This is a genomic window from Actinomadura sp. NPDC047616 (assembly GCF_040642915.1).
In the GTDB taxonomy this organism is placed as follows: domain Bacteria; phylum Actinomycetota; class Actinomycetes; order Streptosporangiales; family Streptosporangiaceae; genus Spirillospora; species Spirillospora miaoliensis.
The window spans coordinates 499,457-515,147 of the sequence record NZ_JBEYTB010000003.1; the positions used below are offsets into that span (position 1 = coordinate 499,457).

Annotated in this window: 19 protein-coding genes and 2 tRNA genes; 7 read left to right on the top strand and 14 right to left on the bottom strand. The window is 70.8% G+C overall.

The features are described from left to right. Positions 1 to 353: 353 nt before the first annotated feature. Positions 354 to 662, bottom strand: a complete 309-nt coding sequence (locus ABZ801_RS09915) for a hypothetical protein (protein ID WP_360695190.1) — start codon at positions 660 to 662, stop codon at positions 354 to 356. Between the two features lie 354 nt (positions 663 to 1,016). Between ABZ801_RS09915 and ABZ801_RS09920 the strand changes: the two genes are divergently transcribed. Beyond that, positions 1,017 to 1,313, top strand: coding sequence for a response regulator (locus ABZ801_RS09920; protein WP_360695193.1), 297 nt, complete (start codon positions 1,017 to 1,019; stop codon positions 1,311 to 1,313). Positions 1,314 to 1,394: 81 nt separating this feature from the next. On the opposite strand, the gene ABZ801_RS09925 is transcribed toward ABZ801_RS09920, so the two are convergent. The 3 genes from ABZ801_RS09925 to ABZ801_RS09935 form a co-directional block, all read right to left on the bottom strand. Next, positions 1,395 to 2,111 carry a hypothetical protein gene (locus ABZ801_RS09925; RefSeq protein WP_360695196.1) on the bottom strand — a complete coding sequence of 239 codons (717 nt, stop codon included), beginning with the start codon at positions 2,109 to 2,111 and terminating at the stop codon, positions 1,395 to 1,397. Between the two features lie 156 nt (positions 2,112 to 2,267). Further along, positions 2,268 to 2,657, bottom strand: a complete 390-nt coding sequence (locus tag ABZ801_RS09930) for a hypothetical protein (RefSeq protein ID WP_360695199.1) — start codon at positions 2,655 to 2,657, stop codon at positions 2,268 to 2,270. Further along, entirely contained in the window at positions 2,602 to 2,826 is a 225-nt protein-coding gene (locus tag ABZ801_RS09935; protein ID WP_360695710.1) for a helix-turn-helix domain-containing protein, read from the bottom strand. Before ABZ801_RS09935 ends, ABZ801_RS09930 begins: the two co-directional genes overlap by 56 nt. Here ABZ801_RS09935 and ABZ801_RS09940 point away from each other — a divergent pair. Then, on the top strand, positions 2,776 to 2,922 hold the full coding sequence (locus ABZ801_RS09940; RefSeq protein WP_360695753.1) for a hypothetical protein: 147 nt from the start codon (positions 2,776 to 2,778) through the stop codon (positions 2,920 to 2,922). The two genes, ABZ801_RS09935 and ABZ801_RS09940, sit on opposite strands and share 51 nt — an antisense overlap. 195 nt (positions 2,923 to 3,117) lie before the next feature. Here the strand turns inward: ABZ801_RS09940 and ABZ801_RS09945 are convergent, their stop codons facing one another. Beyond that, positions 3,118 to 3,699, bottom strand: coding sequence for a TetR/AcrR family transcriptional regulator (locus tag ABZ801_RS09945; RefSeq protein ID WP_360695202.1), 582 nt, complete (start codon positions 3,697 to 3,699; stop codon positions 3,118 to 3,120). An 87-nt stretch (positions 3,700 to 3,786) separates the two neighbouring features. On the opposite strand from ABZ801_RS09945, the gene ABZ801_RS09950 reads away from it, so the two are divergent. Continuing rightward, positions 3,787 to 4,647, top strand: a complete 861-nt coding sequence (locus ABZ801_RS09950) for an NAD(P)-binding domain-containing protein (RefSeq protein ID WP_360695205.1) — start codon at positions 3,787 to 3,789, stop codon at positions 4,645 to 4,647. A gap of 732 nt (positions 4,648 to 5,379) precedes the next feature. Next, a complete protein-coding gene (locus tag ABZ801_RS09955) occupies positions 5,380 to 5,571 on the top strand; it encodes a hypothetical protein (RefSeq protein WP_360695208.1) in 192 nt (63 codons plus the stop codon). Here ABZ801_RS09955 and ABZ801_RS09960 read toward each other — a convergent pair. Beyond that, positions 5,568 to 7,190: an FAD-binding protein gene (locus tag ABZ801_RS09960; RefSeq protein ID WP_360695211.1), complete on the bottom strand. Its 1,623-nt coding sequence runs from the start codon at positions 7,188 to 7,190 to the stop codon at positions 5,568 to 5,570. The two genes, ABZ801_RS09955 and ABZ801_RS09960, sit on opposite strands and share 4 nt — an antisense overlap. Before the next feature lie 289 nt (positions 7,191 to 7,479). On the opposite strand from ABZ801_RS09960, the gene ABZ801_RS09965 reads away from it, so the two are divergent. Continuing rightward, positions 7,480 to 7,965, top strand: a complete 486-nt coding sequence (locus ABZ801_RS09965; RefSeq protein ID WP_360695214.1) for a DNA/RNA non-specific endonuclease — start codon at positions 7,480 to 7,482, stop codon at positions 7,963 to 7,965. Between the two features lie 309 nt (positions 7,966 to 8,274). Here the strand turns inward: ABZ801_RS09965 and ABZ801_RS09970 are convergent, their stop codons facing one another. Both ABZ801_RS09970 and ABZ801_RS09975 read right to left on the bottom strand, forming a co-directional pair. Next, on the bottom strand, positions 8,275 to 9,816 hold the full coding sequence (locus ABZ801_RS09970; RefSeq protein ID WP_360695217.1) for an MFS transporter: 1,542 nt from the start codon (positions 9,814 to 9,816) through the stop codon (positions 8,275 to 8,277). Between the two features lie 241 nt (positions 9,817 to 10,057). Then, entirely contained in the window at positions 10,058 to 10,999 is a 942-nt protein-coding gene (locus tag ABZ801_RS09975) for an MBL fold metallo-hydrolase (protein ID WP_360695220.1), read from the bottom strand. A gap of 100 nt (positions 11,000 to 11,099) precedes the next feature. Between ABZ801_RS09975 and ABZ801_RS09980 the strand changes: the two genes are divergently transcribed. Continuing rightward, positions 11,100 to 12,083 carry an AraC family transcriptional regulator gene (locus tag ABZ801_RS09980; protein WP_360695223.1) on the top strand — a complete coding sequence of 328 codons (984 nt, stop codon included), beginning with the start codon at positions 11,100 to 11,102 and terminating at the stop codon, positions 12,081 to 12,083. Positions 12,084 to 12,256: 173 nt separating this feature from the next. On the opposite strand, the gene ABZ801_RS09985 is transcribed toward ABZ801_RS09980, so the two are convergent. The 4 genes from ABZ801_RS09985 to ABZ801_RS10000 form a co-directional block, all read right to left on the bottom strand. Further along, positions 12,257 to 12,715 (bottom strand): hypothetical protein, encoded by a 459-nt coding sequence (locus tag ABZ801_RS09985; RefSeq protein WP_360695226.1) that lies wholly within the window; start codon positions 12,713 to 12,715, stop codon positions 12,257 to 12,259. A gap of 24 nt (positions 12,716 to 12,739) precedes the next feature. Further along, a tRNA-Glu gene (locus ABZ801_RS09990) sits at positions 12,740 to 12,812 on the bottom strand. Between the two features lie 143 nt (positions 12,813 to 12,955). Continuing rightward, positions 12,956 to 13,027: transfer RNA gene (locus ABZ801_RS09995), tRNA-Gln, on the bottom strand. Between the two features lie 88 nt (positions 13,028 to 13,115). After that, entirely contained in the window at positions 13,116 to 13,523 is a 408-nt protein-coding gene (locus ABZ801_RS10000) for a VOC family protein (RefSeq protein WP_344945414.1), read from the bottom strand. 72 nt (positions 13,524 to 13,595) lie between these two features. Here ABZ801_RS10000 and ABZ801_RS10005 point away from each other — a divergent pair, with 72 nt between their 5' ends. Beyond that, positions 13,596 to 14,195, top strand: coding sequence for a PadR family transcriptional regulator (locus ABZ801_RS10005; RefSeq protein WP_360695229.1), 600 nt, complete (start codon positions 13,596 to 13,598; stop codon positions 14,193 to 14,195). Here ABZ801_RS10005 and ABZ801_RS10010 read toward each other — a convergent pair. Then, the gene (locus ABZ801_RS10010; protein ID WP_360695232.1) at positions 14,182 to 14,814 is read right to left on the bottom strand and encodes a DUF2461 domain-containing protein; all 633 of its coding nucleotides are present in this window, start codon (positions 14,812 to 14,814) and stop codon (positions 14,182 to 14,184) included. The genes ABZ801_RS10005 and ABZ801_RS10010 overlap by 14 nt on opposite strands. A 61-nt stretch (positions 14,815 to 14,875) precedes the next feature. Beyond that, the gene (locus tag ABZ801_RS10015) at positions 14,876 to 15,640 is read right to left on the bottom strand and encodes a fumarylacetoacetate hydrolase family protein (RefSeq protein ID WP_344945418.1); all 765 of its coding nucleotides are present in this window, start codon (positions 15,638 to 15,640) and stop codon (positions 14,876 to 14,878) included. Between the last annotated feature and the right edge of the window lie 51 nt (positions 15,641 to 15,691).

Below are 15,691 nucleotides of genomic sequence, written 5' to 3' on the forward strand. Positions count from 1 at the left end.
GCGCAACCCGGCACGGTGTTCAAGCGCCCGGCCTGGAAGCCCGACGGCGGCCGTGCCGCAATCGGCGACCGGCCAGTTCCAGTGCGAACGCCACAGTGCCCGGCCGATCGACCTCGTCCGTCAGGTGGCCGCTCATGCGCTGGGCCGGCTCCTCGGCGTCGCGTCGCTCAGAAGCAAAGTGCTCGATGTCCCCCGGCACCACAGCGTCGATCGGTCAGCCGCATCGTCGACGCCTGGCCCACTCCTCGGGCCGGATGCGTCGCCATGCCCGGAGGGCGATCGGCGACGCCGGGTGGCCGGGCCGGCCTGGGCGTCCACGCCGGACGACGCGGAGGGAGATCTTCCATGCCGCGTCACCGTAAAGCAACGCGTTGACTCCCCGCTTTCACCTGGCTTACGTCCCACCCCCTCCCTCGACCGGCCCCGAGGAGTGCTGGGCGCTCATGCTCCCGGACGGCTCGGCGGTCGCCCGTATCAACGCATTCCTCGCCATCAGCCGATTGATCCGCATCGCCCGTGAGCGGCAGCCGGAAGCTCACTTCCAGGCCGCCCGACGAAGCGGTGGCCAGTTCGATATGGCCGTGCATGGCCTTGATCAAGGCCACGCCGCACTGGAAGGCCCGGATGAACTGGCGGCGTTGGGGCGGCGGTTCGGCCGTCATCGTGGCGGCACTCGGGGGCTTCGGCTCGGTGCAGTCGCCGTATCACCGCGTGTCCCCGGGCCCTGTGGTGGACGTCGGCCGTCCCGTCCAAGGGGCATGGTCGGTGACGACAGTGCGGGTGCGGTCCAGCAGAGGTTCGAGTGGATCGCGGCGGAGGTCACCGACAACCGCACGGTCCGGGGGGCGGGAGCGACCGCGGCGCCGTCCGTGGAGTCGTAGCAGACCACCGCCGCGCTGGGCACCGCCGCCGCGTCCCGCTGGGCACCGCCAGGTTGCAGGTCACCGCCATGGACGGTCCCGTCCGGCGGGGCGGTCCGCGTCCCGGCGACGTGCTGCTGGCGGTCGGCGACGGCGGTGCGCCGGCACCATCCGGTCACCGCGGACGACGGCGCGGCCGCGCGGCGCGCGCTCCGCACCGCCCCGCCGCCCGGACTCGTCGTTCCCGATCGAATGCTGCCCGACGGCGACGGGGCCGACCTGCTGGCGTGGCTACGCGGCGGCGAGCGCACCAGGACAGTGCCGGTGCTGCTGCTCACCGCCGCCGCCCGTGAGTCGGCCCACCTGGCCGACGGCGTGCTCACCCGCGTGCTGCGCAAGCCGTTCGACCTTTCCGCGTTCAACGCCGCGCTCTCGGCCCTGACATCACACTGACCGGTACGCGGCCCCCACCCAGGGACGCCCCGCCCGCGCGGGCGTGAGACCGGCCACCGCGACGACCGGCCGGAATCGCCGTCACTTCACCGGCTGGAAGGACGGCCACTCGGTCAGCCGCCACGGGGAGCCGCCGTCGGCGCGGTGCCAGGTGACGTGAGAGACGGCGAGCACGGCCGACCCGTCTCGCAGCTCCCACACCTGCGTGGCCCGCAGACCCGACGGCTCCCCGACGGGCCGGCTCTGCCGGATGCCGAGGCCCGCCTTGACCCAGCCGGTGTAGGTCGCCGCGTACAGCCGGCGTTCGCCGGCGTCGAACCGGCTCCGTTCGGTGACGTCGGCGACCCGGTCCGGATCGCCCGACGTGACCTCGGTCAGCACGGCGGCGCACCGGTCGGGCGAGGGCGCCGGCATGGCCGGGGAGAACGCTCTGCCCTCAGCGGGCTTCACCGGGGGCGCCGACGCCCGGGGAGCCACCCGGCTCGACGGCGCGGACTCCGCGGCCGGCCTCCCGGGCACGGAGGAGAAGACGGCCGAGATGGCGCTGCCCACGGTGACGAGGAACACCCCACCGGCGACGATGAGCGTCCAGCGTCCCTGGAGCCCGCCCACGCCCCTGGACGAGGCGTCCACCGCCGGGCCCGACGACACCGACGGTGCGCCTTTCCTCGTGCGCGGCGCGGCCTCGGTGAACTCGGCGGGATCGGCGTCCTTGTTCTCCGCTTGGACCCCGGCCATCGGCTCGGCGGAGGCACGACGCAGTTCTTCCAGCTCAGGAACGATGACGAACTCTTTCACGTCGTCCCCCACCTCTCGTTTCGGCCGGGTTGGGCCCGCGCGACCCGATGGGTGACCGTCCCGTCCCTTCTCCCCTTGTCAATCCGGAGCGCGGTGACGGGGCCGCCGGCGCGTATGGTGAGGCTTCCGGCGGCCGGCCCGCCGCACGAGTCCGGCTCAGGGCAGCAGGGCGGCGACGAGCATGCGCCGGAGCCAGTCCTCGTACTCGTCATGCGACCAGCCGGCGTCCACGACGAGGCTCTCGTAGACGCCGAGGCTCATCGGGGCGACCGCGATGTCCGCCGCCCTTGGGTCGACGTCGCGGCCGGTGCCGCGGATGCGGTCGACGACCATCTCGACGCCGAGCCGGTTGCGGCGGTCGCCCTCCGCGCGGGTGGCGTCGATGTGGGGGGCGACGGCGGCACCGGAGTTCAGCATCACGACGATGTCGCCGCAGCGCTCCCTGACCTTGGGGCTCGCCTTGGCCAGCAGCCCGAGCAGGTCGGCCGGGTCACGCAGGTCGGCGGCCTCGGCCATCAGGTCCGGGAGATGCGCCTCGTCGTCCATCAGGTCGACCAGCCCGTTCAGCGCGCGCCCGCCTTGGACCCAAAGTGCGCATCGATGGTCTGCGGCGCGCGACGCCCGCCTCATTGGCGATAAGGCGGATCGGGGTGCGGGCGTAGCCATGCTCGGCGAACAGGCGGCGGGCGACAGTGAGGATGGTGCGCAGCGTCAGCGCCTCACGCCGGTCACGCAGCCGGACGACACCCGGCAGGTCACGGTCGGTCACACCAACCCCATTGGAACAGCGTTCCACCCAATGGACGCATGATCTGGAATCACGGGCGGCTTCGACCATCCCCGGTGCGAAGGGGCGACCCGTCTCCCGTGAGCACCGAACTGGACGACACCATCGTCCACGCCCTCGACAAGCGCGCCTCGGCGCCCTTCCTGCCCGGAATGCCGGGGTGGTCGCGAGCGCGGGAGGGAATGTCCGGGCTGTTGGTGTGGGGGGCGGGACGGATGGTCAGCGATAGGAGTCGATGAGCCGGGCCAGATGCCTGCCCGCGAGGCGCAGGGGCGTCTCGCTCTGGGAGACCTGGGCGGACATCTCCGCGCCCTCCAGTGTGTTGATCACCGTGTGGGCGAGATCGCTCGCCAGGTCCTCGGGGAAGCCCGAACGGCGGAGCCTGTCGCTGACCAGGCCACGCCAGTTCGCGAAGGCCTGTTCGGCGGCGCGCTGGATGTCCGGCACGCGCCCGGCGCTTTCCAGCGCGGTGGTGGTGATGGGGCAGCCGTCCAGCCAGCCGGAGTCGCGTAGATCCCTCGCCAGCTCGTCGGCGCACGCGATGACCGCCTCCGCCGGATCCTCCACCCGTTCCAGGGTGGCGCGCAGGATGTCGGCGAACTCCCTGTCCCCATGGCGGATGGCTTCGATCGTCAGCTCGGTCTTGCCGCCGGGGAAGAAGTGATAGACCGACCCGAGCGTGGCCTGGGCCTCCTGCGAGATCTGCTTGAGGCCGGTCGCCTCGTACCCCTGCCGTTGCATCAGGCGGGAGGTGGCTCGGACGATCCGCTCCCTCGTGCCGATCTCGTGCTTGGTCCTCATGGCGCCCATCGTAGTGAATAGAGCGCTCGTTTTAGTGCTAGGGTCCCTCAGTGAGTAGAACGTTCGTTTTAGTCCGTGAGGAGAACCATGACCGTCAAGTCCGTCACCGTGATCGGCCTCGGTCCCATGGGGCAGGCGATGGCCGCCGCCTACCTGGACAGGGGCTACGAGGTCACGGTGTGGAACCGCACGCCGGGCAAGGCCGACGGGCTGGTGGCCCGCGGCGCTCACCGCGCGGACACGGTGGAGGCCGCGTTCAAGGCCAACGACCTGGTGGTGCTGAGCCTGACCGACTACACCGCCGTGTACGCGATTCTGGAGCAGGCCCCTGGCGCCCTGGCCGGCCGTACGGTGGCCAACCTCACCTCCGACACCCCTGACCGGGCGCGTGAGGCGGCGGAGTGGCTGGCCGCCCGTGGCGCCGTGCAGATCACCGGAGGCGTACAGGTGCCGCCCCCGGGCATCGGCACTCCGGACGCCATGACGTACTACAGCGGCCCTGAGAAGGCGATCGAAACCCACCGGACCGCCCTGGAGGTCCTGACGGGCATCGACTACCTCGGTGAGGACCCGGGCCTGGCCGCGCTGTACTACCAGATCGGGATGGACATGTTCTGGACCGGCCTGGTGGGCTTCCTGCACGGCCAGGCGCTGGCGCAGGCCAACGGCATCTCGGCACGGGAGTTCCTGCCCAACGCCGTGAAGACGATGGACTTCCGGTACTTCCTGGAGTTCTACGCCCCGCGCATCGACGCCGGTAACCACGAGGGCGACGTCGACAACCTGACCATGGGCGCGGCCAGCCTGGAGCATGTGCTGCACACCGCGCAGGCGTCCGGCGTGGACGGCTCTCTCCCGGCGGCGGTCCTGGACCTCTTCCGTCGCGGCATCGCCGCCGGCCACGGCCAGGACAGCCTCACCAGCCTGACCAAGGTGCTGAAGGGGTAACTAACGGCCGCACGAGGGTTCCCGCCGTCCTCCCCGCCGGGGCGCCGCGACGTCGGCCAGGGAGGGCGGCTGGGACGGGACACTCGTGTGGGACGCCACGAACGCTCGTCCGCCGTCCGGTCAGAACCGCGTCGTCGCATCTGTCCGCGCCACCTGCCGGCTCTGCTGCGATGTCCCTTCCAGCCCTGCCCGCGTGCGCGGATGCCGGTGAGGTCGCCCCGGAAGCCGTCCTTGGACAGTGGACGGCGGCCGATCACGGTCAGCGTGGCCTGGATGTCCGCGCTCGGCCGCGCGGGCAGCCTGCCACCGGGCCGGGGATCGTGTTCGCGGACGAAGGTGACGAGCACGTCGTAGATCGGGTGCTTGTCGCGAGCGGTGCCGACGTGGCCGGACAACCGCGCGGTCGTGCCTCATCCGAGGTCAGATGTGTGGACCTGCGCAGGTCAGCGCATCGGACCGGGGTCGCGGGCGGGGCCTGCGTGCCGGTCGGGTTCGGACGTTGTGTGAAGTCGCCGATCACCCGGCGTCACGGCCCTGATGGCTACCGACAGGGTACCGCCAACGGCTGTGCGCAGGTTCCTCAACCCCGAGTCTGCTCGGTCCCCTCCCAATCGGCCATGGCCACGGCGCGGGACGGCAGGGTCGGGGTCTGGCAGTCAAAGCACATCCCCTCCGCCAATGCCGTTGGGGCATGCGGGACGTACCGAGGTCTCGAGACTCCACTGACCGGTAGTGACGCTGGGACTGAACGATGTCACTGTTTATGCCCGCTCCACCACCGTCACGGCGATCGCTGTGGGGTGCTTACAGGGGCACGACAGGTCGGTGGCCGCGGCCGAACTGCCGGCTCAACGGGTCCAGCAGTTCGGGCGCACGGTGGTGCTGAAGCACCGGCATGTCCACCTGCCGCGCATCCGCGGCTAGGCGGGCCGCACCGAGAGGGCGTGGCGGAAGACGTCGCGCGGGTCCCACCTGGCCTTGACCTGCTGTAGCCGGGCGTAGTTGTCCCGGTAGTAGAGGGTGTGCCAGGGCGCGCCCCTGTTCCAGGCGGGGTCGGCCAGGTCGGCGTCGGGGTAGTTGATGAACGCTCCGTCGCCGGGCGCCGGGACGCCGCCGGTGTCGGCGTACAGGTCGCGGTAGAGCTCCCGCAGCCAGGTGATGTGCCGGTGGTCGTCGGCGGGGTCCTCCCACCCGTTGATCAGGAAGACCTTCATGATCGTGTCGCGGTGCGGCGTCGCCGTCGCGTCCGGGGCGACGGTGTTGACCCGGCCGCCGAAGGTGTAGAGGTTGAGCATGCCGCCCGGGTAGTCGTAGTCGGTCCGGGTGAGATGGTGGTGCAGGACGTCGATCTGCCGGTCGCTCAGGCGGCGGCGCAGGTACGCCGACTTGGCCTTCAGCCGGTAGTGGGGGCCGGGTTCGCCCGGCGATCCGGCCAGGGCGCCGGCCAGCCAGGGCTGGTTCCTCACCTGGCGGACCGGAGTGACCGGGACGCCGCGGTTGATCACGGCCAGATGGTCGTCCAGCAGCCGTTCGGCGCCGGACGCGGCGGCCACCTGGCCGATCATGCCGAGCGTCCCGGCCGGCCGGCGGTTGAGCTGGAGCTCGCTGTAGAGCCGGGTGGACGGGGAGTCCGGCGCGCTGTTGCGCTCGGCCCATTCGCCGTAATTGCGTACCATCCGGGCGAAGGATGCCTTGTCGAACCCGTTCCAGTCCCAGGTGACGGTGAAGCTCAGCACGGTCGGCGGCGGCGCGGGCAGCAGCCGGGCGGGGTCGTCGCCGCGCGCGCCGGGCGTGCGGAACCAGTAGCGGGTGACGATGCCGAAGCTGCCGCCCCCGCCGCCGGTGTGCGCCCACCACAGGTCCCGGTTCGGGTCCGTGGCCTCGCGGGTGGCAACGACGCTGCGGGCCCTGCCCGTTCGGTCCACCACGACGACCTCGACCGCGTGCAGGTGGTCGACGGCCAGGCCCATCGACCGCGACAGCGGGCCGAAGCCGCCGCCCAGGACGTGCCCGCCGGCGCCCACGGTGGGACACCACCCGGCGGGGATCGTCACGCCCCAGCCCAGGTAGAGCCTGCGGTACACCTCGCCCAGCAGGGCGCCCGCCTCCACGGCGAACGCGCGGCGACCCGGGTCGTAGTAGACGGCGGTCATGGCGGAGGTGTCGATGACGACCTGCACGGCGGGGTCGGCGGCGAAGTCCTCGAAGCAGTGGCCGCCGCTGCGGACCGTGACCCTCTTGCCGCCGTCGACCGCTTCCTGCACGGCCCGGACGACGTGCTCGGTCGTGCCGACCACCCACACGTGCTCGGGCCGGCCCACGAACCGCCGGTTGTAGCCGCGGGAGGCCAGAGATGGGTGGCGCGGGTCGTCGCGGCCGACCTTGACGGGGCCGGGCGGGAGCGGGCAGCCGGCCCCGCCGGGTTCCGCTCCGGCGGGGACGGCTCCCACGGCGGGGACGGCGATGCCCGCCGCCGTCGCAGCCAGGCCGCCGCGCAGGACGTTCCTTCTGGTGTGCTCGGGTCTTCCGGTTCGCTCGGTCATCAGGGCTCCTCGGCCAGGTTGCCCTCAACCTAGGAACGCGGCCGCGAAGAATCAGTGGGCCTGGCTCCACCGGACCGGTAGGCGTAACCCCCCATCCGGGAAACCGCGCCCGCCGGACGGGAGGTCGACCCGGCGCCCTGTGGCCGCTACCTGCGGGCCAACGCGACTTTCCACACCAACGACGCCGAGTACCGCACTGGCGGCCTGGACCGCCAAGAATGTGCCGAAGCCACCGACCTGACCGACTTCCCCCACCGACCGGGGGCCGTGCCAGGGCGAGGCCGGCCACATGGCGGCCACCAGCGGATACGGCGGCGGCCACCTGATCGCCGCCACCCTGCACGGCGTGGACCGCCGTTACGGCCTGGTGCCGCAGTGGCACTCGATCAACAGAGGGATCTATATGCGCTGGGAGGAGGGCGCGAGCCGGTGCCTGCGGGGCCCCGGCGGGCGGGTGCGGCGCTACGCCGTCCGGGTCGAGTATCCGGCCGGTGACAGCGTGGTCCACGACCGGTTCGTCACCCGCATGACCGTGGCCCCCGGCCACGAACGGCAGTCGTTCGGGCTGGACATCCCCAACCGCGCCCTAACCGGAGGAGTACCGCGAGCTTCGCAACCACCTGGACGACAGCCTGCGTGCCGCCGGCTGCGCCGCGGCCGAGGAGAAGCACGACCGCCGCCCACAGGTTGCCGGTCCTGGCACTGCCTGCGGACGGCCTGGCAGGAGCACCTGGTAGTCCCAAGAGCGCCATCTCGTGTCCACGGGCGGGAATGAGCGGGTCGAAGACCTGCTCGACGACTGCGGCCGTCTCGGCCTGCCCGGCGCGGAAGTAGCGGGCGGAGGTGTCCAGCAGGGCGTGGTCGAGCAGCGCCTGGACCTGGGCGGGGTCGGCGCCGCCCTGGCGGAGGCAGATGGCGGAGCCGGTGCGGGCCCCGCGGCACCCAGCACCCCGCACCGCCTATGTACCGGCCGGCGGTGTGGGGCGGAACGGCCAGTAGGGAGCGGCCCTGGCGCTACGACGAGAAGACACCGCCGGGTTGGTGGGGCTCGGTGACCAGCGTTCATCAACCGGAACGCCCGAGTCTACGACCGTTGATCAAGAGCGCGCCCGTTACTGCCGTATTCCGGTGGCACCCGCAGATCGCGCCGGGCGCGGACATCGTCACCTCGGTGCCCTCCCGGACGCGTCCGCTTGGAAGGCAGTTGCTGCTGGATGTGGTGAGGCGGGCGGGCTCGGGGCAGGAGGAGGGCCATGAGCAGGCCGATCGCCATCGTGCCTGTCGCGATCAGGAACGAGACGCGGAAGCCGTGCATGGTCGGGACCGCGACCCCGTTCACGTCGTTCGCGGTGTCGGCGATGACCGTGCCGATGACGGCGCTGGAGGCCGAGGAGCCGATCGAGCGCATCAGGGTGTTGAGGCCGTTGGCCGCTCCCGTCTCCGAGGCGTGGACAGCGCCGGTGATCAGGGCGGGGAGGGAGGAGTAGGCGAGGCCGATGCCCACGCCCAGGATCACCGTGATGACGAGGCTCTGCCAGGGGGCGCTCATCAGGCCGAGGCCGGCCCCGTAGCCGATCGCAATGATCACCATGCCGAGGATCAGGGTGACCTTGGGGCTGTGCTTTGCGGACAGCCGGGCGTATACGGGGGCCGCGAGCATCATGGTCAGGCCGAGCGGCGCCATGCACAGGCCCGCGACCACCATTGACTGGCCGAGGCCGTGGCCGGTGGCCTTCGGCAGCTGGAGCAGCTGGGGAAGGACCAGCGAGACGACGAGAAAGGAGGCACCGACCATGATCGAGGCGAGGTTGGTGAAGAGCACGGCGGGGCGGGCCGTGGTGCGCAGGTTCACCAGCGGCGCCTTGACACCAAGCTCGATCACGCCCCACAGGGCGAGGACGACCGCCGCCGCGGCGAACGATCCGAGCGTGGTGCCGGAGGTCCAGCCCCAGTCGCCGCCCTTGGTGATCGGCAGCAGGAAAAGGACGAGGCCGGCGGACAGCCCGACCGCACCGAGAACGTCGAAGGTGCCCTGCGCGCGGATCGGGGATTCGGGGACGACGAGGAGGATGAGGGCGATGCAGAGAATGCCGAGGCCGGCGGCGCCGTAGAAGAGGGCGTGCCAGTCGGTGTGCTGGGCGACCAGGGCCGCGGCGGGCAGGGCGAGGCTGCCGCCGACGCCCATGGAGGAGCTCACGAGGGCCATCGCCGAGCCGAGCCTCTCACGGGGGAGCAGGTCGCGCAGCAGGCCGATACCGAGGGGTATCGCGCTCATCGCGAAACCCTGGAGGGCCCGGCCTGCGATCATCGTGAGCAGGTCGCTGGTGAGGGCGCTGACGAGCGCGCCGATGACCATCACCGCGAGGCTGAGGATCAGCATGCCGCGCTTGCCGTGGAGGTCGCCGAGACGGCCCATGATCGGTGTGGCGACGGCGCCGGAGAGCAGGGTCGAGGTGATGACCCAGGTCGCGTTGCTCGGTTCGGTGCCCAGCAGTTGCGGCAGGTCTTTGATCACCGGGACGAGCAGGGTCTGCATCACCGAGACGACGATGCCCGTGAAGGCGAGCACCGGGACGAGGGCCCCGCTCCCTCTTGCCGTGGGCTGGTCGGTCGACGTGTGCGTCATGAAGAAGGCCTTCAGGCTGGGCGGTCAGGTGCAGGACAGCTCGTGGATTTCGACAGGTTGAGGGGGGCGACGATCACGCCGTCCGCGAGGCGTTGAGGGCTTCGCGGACGCAGGCGGTGAGCGGGATGGGCCTGCGATCCACCTCGCGGTGATCGGCCTATGGCCAGCAGGCTCGTGGATGGGCCCCCGAACCGGCGGGGAGCCTCATCCGGTACCGAATGCGAAACGCCGGACCAAAGGCTCACTCGGAGACTGACGCCGTCTTCTTCGGGTCGGCTGCCGCCCAGGGGCCGAGGGCGAACCCGGCACCGTTCCGTCGGACTTCCAGGGCACCTGCACCGCCGAAGTGCGCGGGGACGAGCAGCTCCCGTTCATCAGCCGCCCTTCCGAGAATCCGCCGGCGGCTGCCCACGGCTTGTTCCGGGGCCAGGCAGGCGTTGCTGTTGCAGCAGGGCTGGAGGATCTGCACCGGGCTGTGCAGCAGGTCTCCTACGAAAACAGCCCGGTCGCTCCCGGATGCGAGTCGCAGCACGGACGAGCCGGGGGTGTGCCCAGGCGCGGACTCCAGGGTGAGGTGTTCGTCGATGCGGTGGAAGCCGTCCCACAGCACGGCCTGTCCGGCCTCGTGGATGGGCGCGATGCTGTCTTCGTAGATCAGGCGGTCGACCTTCTGAGCGCCGTTGCCGTACGCGTTGTCGGGACCGTAATGGAAGTCGTCGGCGGCAGGGATGAGGTATTGGGCGTTGGGAAATGTCGGTACCCACTGCCCGTCCGCGTCGACGGTGTTCCAGCCGACGTGATCGACGTGGAGGTGGGTGTTGACGACGACGTCCACATCCTGCGGGCGAACACCGGCCCTCGCCAGAAGGCCGGGAAGATCACTCTGAGACTGGTGGAAGGGCCCCATGCCCGGTCGCTCGCGCCCGTTGCCCGCGCCGGTGTCGACCAGGACGGTCCGCCCGCCGCTGCGCAGTACCCAGGTCTGCAGAGCGAGCACCGCCCGGTCGCTGTCCGGCTCCCAGTGGTCCGGTGCCAGCCAGTCCTCGTTGTCCTTCCACACCTCGGCGGCAACGGCAGGGAACATGCCGGAGGTGGGCAGAAACGGCTCATGCCATTCAAGGACCCGGATGACTTCGACGTCACCCAGCACCATGCTCTGCACATTCTCGTTCTCGTTCGTCATGTACTCGACCCTAAGAACACCGAACGAGCCTCTCAATGCGCGTCCAGCTCAATAAAATAAGAATCCGTCTCACGAATGATGCGGGAGATATCCTGGACGGATGGATGTGGTGAGCGACGCCATCTCCGCCGTGCACCTCGGGCACCCCTGGTTTCACCGAGTGCGGACGAGTGGAAGCTGGTGCGCGCGGCTGGATCCGTACGATGGCGCGGGCTTCTACGTCGTCTTGAAAGGAAGCAGTTGGCTGCTGACCGACGGCGGCGCCCCGGTGACTCTCGGCGTGGGTGACGCGGTGCTGCTGCCTCACGGCACAGGCCATGTGATCGCCGATTCCCCCATCGATACGGCGGTCGCGGAGGAGAAGGCAGTGCCGTTCGAGCAATGGCTCATGGGGACGGGGACGCGAGCCCGACCTGGTCGTGACGAGACGGAGCTGCTCTGCGGCAAGTACTGGCTCGACTGCAGCCGCATGCACCCGCTCATGGCGGAGTTGCCCGAGGTCGTCCACCTTCCCAGTCGAGTAGGCAGCCACCTCGAACTGCGTGCCGCGATCGATCTGCTCGCCGGTGAGCTGGACGAGGTGCGGCCCGGCTCCTGCGTGGCCCTCCCGAGCCTGCTCGACCTCCTCCTCGTCTACATGATCCGTTCCTGGATGACCGAGGCCACCAGCGGAGCATGGCCCACCGCATTGGGCGACCCGGTGACGGCCGCCGCCCTGCGGGCGATGCACTCGAAACCGGCCGCGCGGTGGAGCCTCGACCGCCTGGCCGCGGAGGCGGGCGTCTCCCGTCCCACCCTGGCACGCCGGTTCACCACCCTGGTCGGCCGCCCTCCGATGGCGTACCTCACCTGGTGGCGCGTGATCCTTGCCGCCACCCTGCTCCGCGACACCAAGGAAACCCTGGCCACCATCGCCGACCGAGTCGGCTACGGCAGCCCGTACGCGCTCTCACACGCCTTCGAAAGGGAGTTCGGCACCACACCGGGGCGATATCGAGCGAAGGCCGCAGAGCGCTCCGCTCCCACCGCAAGCCCTCAACCGACGTCAAAACAAGCTGACGTCGAAAACTCGGTCAGGCAGTGACTTCACAGTCATCGCGAAACGGCACTACCCGCAGTCCCGCACACCTCGCCGGCCGACGGAGTGAAGACCTCCGCCAGTTCCCGCGTAGACACCGCCCGCATGAACCTCGGGTACGCCGTCCGGTCGATCGACGCCATCCGAGCATCCCTCGCTGATGGAGATGCCGACCTGCATCAGGTCGCCCCAGTGCCGTCAATCAGCTTCCAGTCGATCACGTTCCGGAGGCGATCCGGTCGATCGTCGACATCGCCGACAAGTACCTCGACGACTTCGAGCCGCTGGTCGTGCACGCCTGGCGGCGCCAGCTCGCCGCCGCCGGGACCCGGGCGCCGGCCTCGGCCGCCACCCGCGACGGCCGCGAGACCGACCCGGCCGCGCCCGCCGCCCGCAGCCCCATCACGGTCGGCTTCGCCGACATGGGCCGGCGGCGGTGCGCTCGCGCTTGAGCGTCGGGACGCCACCCTCCCCATCACCAGGTCGACGTTGTCGGCGTACCCGGCGTCCAGCTCGGCGGCCTCCGAGATCACTTCGGAGCCGTTGTGAGGCTGGGCGATCAGCCGAGATGACGTCTGGTCCTGATGACGAACCGACGAAAAAGGATCTTGAAAAGATGAACCGCAGGTCGGGACCATAGCCCTGACCTGCGGTCTTATCTGTACCCCCGAGCGGATTCGAACCGCCGTTACCGCCTTGAGAGGGCGGCGTCCTAGGCCACTAGACGACGGGGGCCTGTCTTTTGTTCGGCCTCTGCGATCTCTCGCTCGGGCCTCGCCCAGCTTACCGGACGATCTCCCCTTGTTCGAACCGATTCTTGGCGAATCGCTCCGGACGGAGGGAGCGGGTCTGACCGATCGAGATCGGGGGGGACCCAGCTGGGGTACCAGGACTCGAACCTAGACTAACTGAACCAGAATCAGTCGTGCTGCCGATTACACCATACCCCAGTGCGGTACGGCTCCCCGCCGGTGTGACCCGGCCGGTCGCTCGCGCCTCGAAGAGAATACAGGACCCGGGGACCGCGAACCAAAACGATTAGCCGGCCCCGGCCGGGGACATCGCGAAGAGCTCGAGCTGGACGCCGTCCGGGTCGCGGAAGCACAGGACGTGACCGAAGTCCGTCTCGGCGATCGGCGAGTGGGTGACGCCGAGGTCGGCGAGACGGTCCTGCCATGCGCGCAGTTCGTCGAGGTCGGCGACGGCGAAGGCCAGGTGGTCCAGGCCGGTGCGGCGGTGGTCGAAGGGGGCGCCGTCGGCGTCGCGGTGCTGCTGGAAGCCGACGATGGTGGGGCCGGCGGGGTGCACGCAGATCGTCTCGAGCCGGTCGTCGCCGTCGAGGCGGGCGTACGGGGTGAAGCCGAGCACGTCGCCGTACCAGCGGACACTGGCGTCGCGGTCGCGGACCGACAGGGACAGATGGGACAGGCCGGTGATCCGCGGCACGGCGCCCTCCAGGTGAATGCTCTGGATCGGAGTATTGCCGACGATACTCCGGTTCGGAGTATCGTCAAGGGCGTGCTCACCACCACCTCGTACGCGGTCCTGGCCCTGCTCGGTGTGCGTCCCTGGACGACCTACGAGCTCAAGCAGCAGATGGACCGCAGCCTGCGGACGATGTGGCCGCGGGCGGCCAGCGTGCTGTACGAGGAGCCGAAGAAGCTGGTGGCGCACGGCCTGGCCCGCGGCCGCGTCGAGTACACCGGGCGGCGCCGCAGCACCGTGTACGAGATCACGCCGGAGGGGCGGCGGGCGCTGCGGGAGTGGCTGGACGAGCCGGGCGGGGCGGGGCCGGTGCTGGAGTTCGAGGCGCTGGTCAAGGTGGCGTTCGCCGACCACGGCGACCTGGCGCAGCTGCGCGCGACGCTGCGGGCGATCCGGGCCGACGCCGAACGGCGGATGGCCGCCACCGTCGAGCGCATGACCGAATACCGGACCTCGGGCGGCCCGCACCCCGAGCGGCTGCCGGTGATCGCGTTGACGGCGCGGCTGCTGCGCGAGCAGAACGAGGCGCTGCTGCGCTGGGCCGAATGGGCGGAGGCCGAGGCGGCGCGGTGGGAGGGCGTCACGCCCGAGACGGGCGCGCGGGTGCCTCCCGACGCGTTCAGCGACGGCTGAAGTCGGGCGGGCCCAGGTGGTCGTGGCCCCATTCGACCAGGGGCCGCAGCCGGCGCCAGGACTCGCGCACCCGGTGCACCACCTCGGGGGTGCCCATCCAGGGGTCGGCGGGCCAGCCGTGGTGGGCGTACAGGGAACGATGCCGCAGCAGGTCCAGCCGGGGATGGTCGGCGGGGACGCCGCGCGGCCGGGTCTTGAGCCGGTCGCCCGCGATCTCCATGCCGGACGCGCGCAGCTCGTCCACGATCGCCTGGAGCAGCTTGCCGGGCGGCTCCTGCACGGCCTCCCGGTAGCGCCGCAGCTGCTCGGGGGTCGGCGCGTACATGCCGCCCGCCACCATCAGCCCGTCGGCGTCGATCTGGACGTAGAACCCGCCGACGTGCGCTCCCTGGTGGGTCTTGTACGGCGTTTTGTCCGGCGAGAACCGCAGGTCGCGGTAGGGGCGGAACAGCTTGGCCGGCCCGAACTCCTCCTCCAGCTCGGCGCACAGGGCCACCATGGGCTCGCGCACGCAACGCTCGTAGGCGTCGCGGTGCGCGGCCCAGTAGCTCGTGGAGTTGTCGGCGAGGAGCCCGGCGTAGAAGTCGAACGCCTCGTCGGGAAAGCCGGTGAACGTCACGGCGACCACCTCCCCGGTACGACGGCGGGGACCACGCTACGCGCCGGGTACGACAGAACCGCTACTCGCGGGCCACCACGCGGTTGGTGAGCTCGCCGATGCCCTCCACGCGCACGGTGACCTCGTCGCCGATCTCCAGCGGGCCGACCCCGGCCGGGGTGCCGGTCAGGATGACGTCGCCGGGCAGCAGCGTCATGACCTGGCTGACGTACTCGACCAGCGCGGGAACGTCGTGCAGCAGCAGCGAGGTGCGGGCGTCCTGGCGGACCTCGCCGTTGACGGCGGTGGTGATGGCCAGGTCGGCGGGGTCGATCTCGGTCTCGATCCACGGGCCGAGCGGGCAGAAGGTGTCGAAGCCCTTGGCCCGCGTCCACTGCCCGTCCTTCTTCTGCAGGTCGCGGGCGGTGACGTCGTTGGCGCAGGTGTAGCCGAGGATCACCTCGGGAACGCGGGCGGCGGGCACCTCGCGGCACATCCGGCCGATCACCACGGCCAGCTCGCCCTCGTAGTCGACCCGCTGCGACAGCTTCTCGGGATAGGCGATCGCCTCGCCCGGGCCGATGACGGCGGTGGACGGCTTGGCGAAGATCACCGGCTCGGCGGGGGGCTCCCCGCCCATCTCCCGGGCGTGGTCGGCGTAGTTCTTGCCGATCGCGATGACCTTGCTGGGCAGGATCGGCGCCAGCAGCCGGACGTCGGCCAGCGGGTACCGCACGCCCGTGAAGGTCAGCTCACCGAACGGATGGGCCGCGACCGCGGCGACGGTGTTCTCTTCGACCACCCCGAAGGACATGCCCTCCTCGGTGGAGAACCTGGCGATGCGCATGTCCGGAAGCCTAGTACGGGTCCCGGGACGTCCCGTCCGGCAGGTCACCCG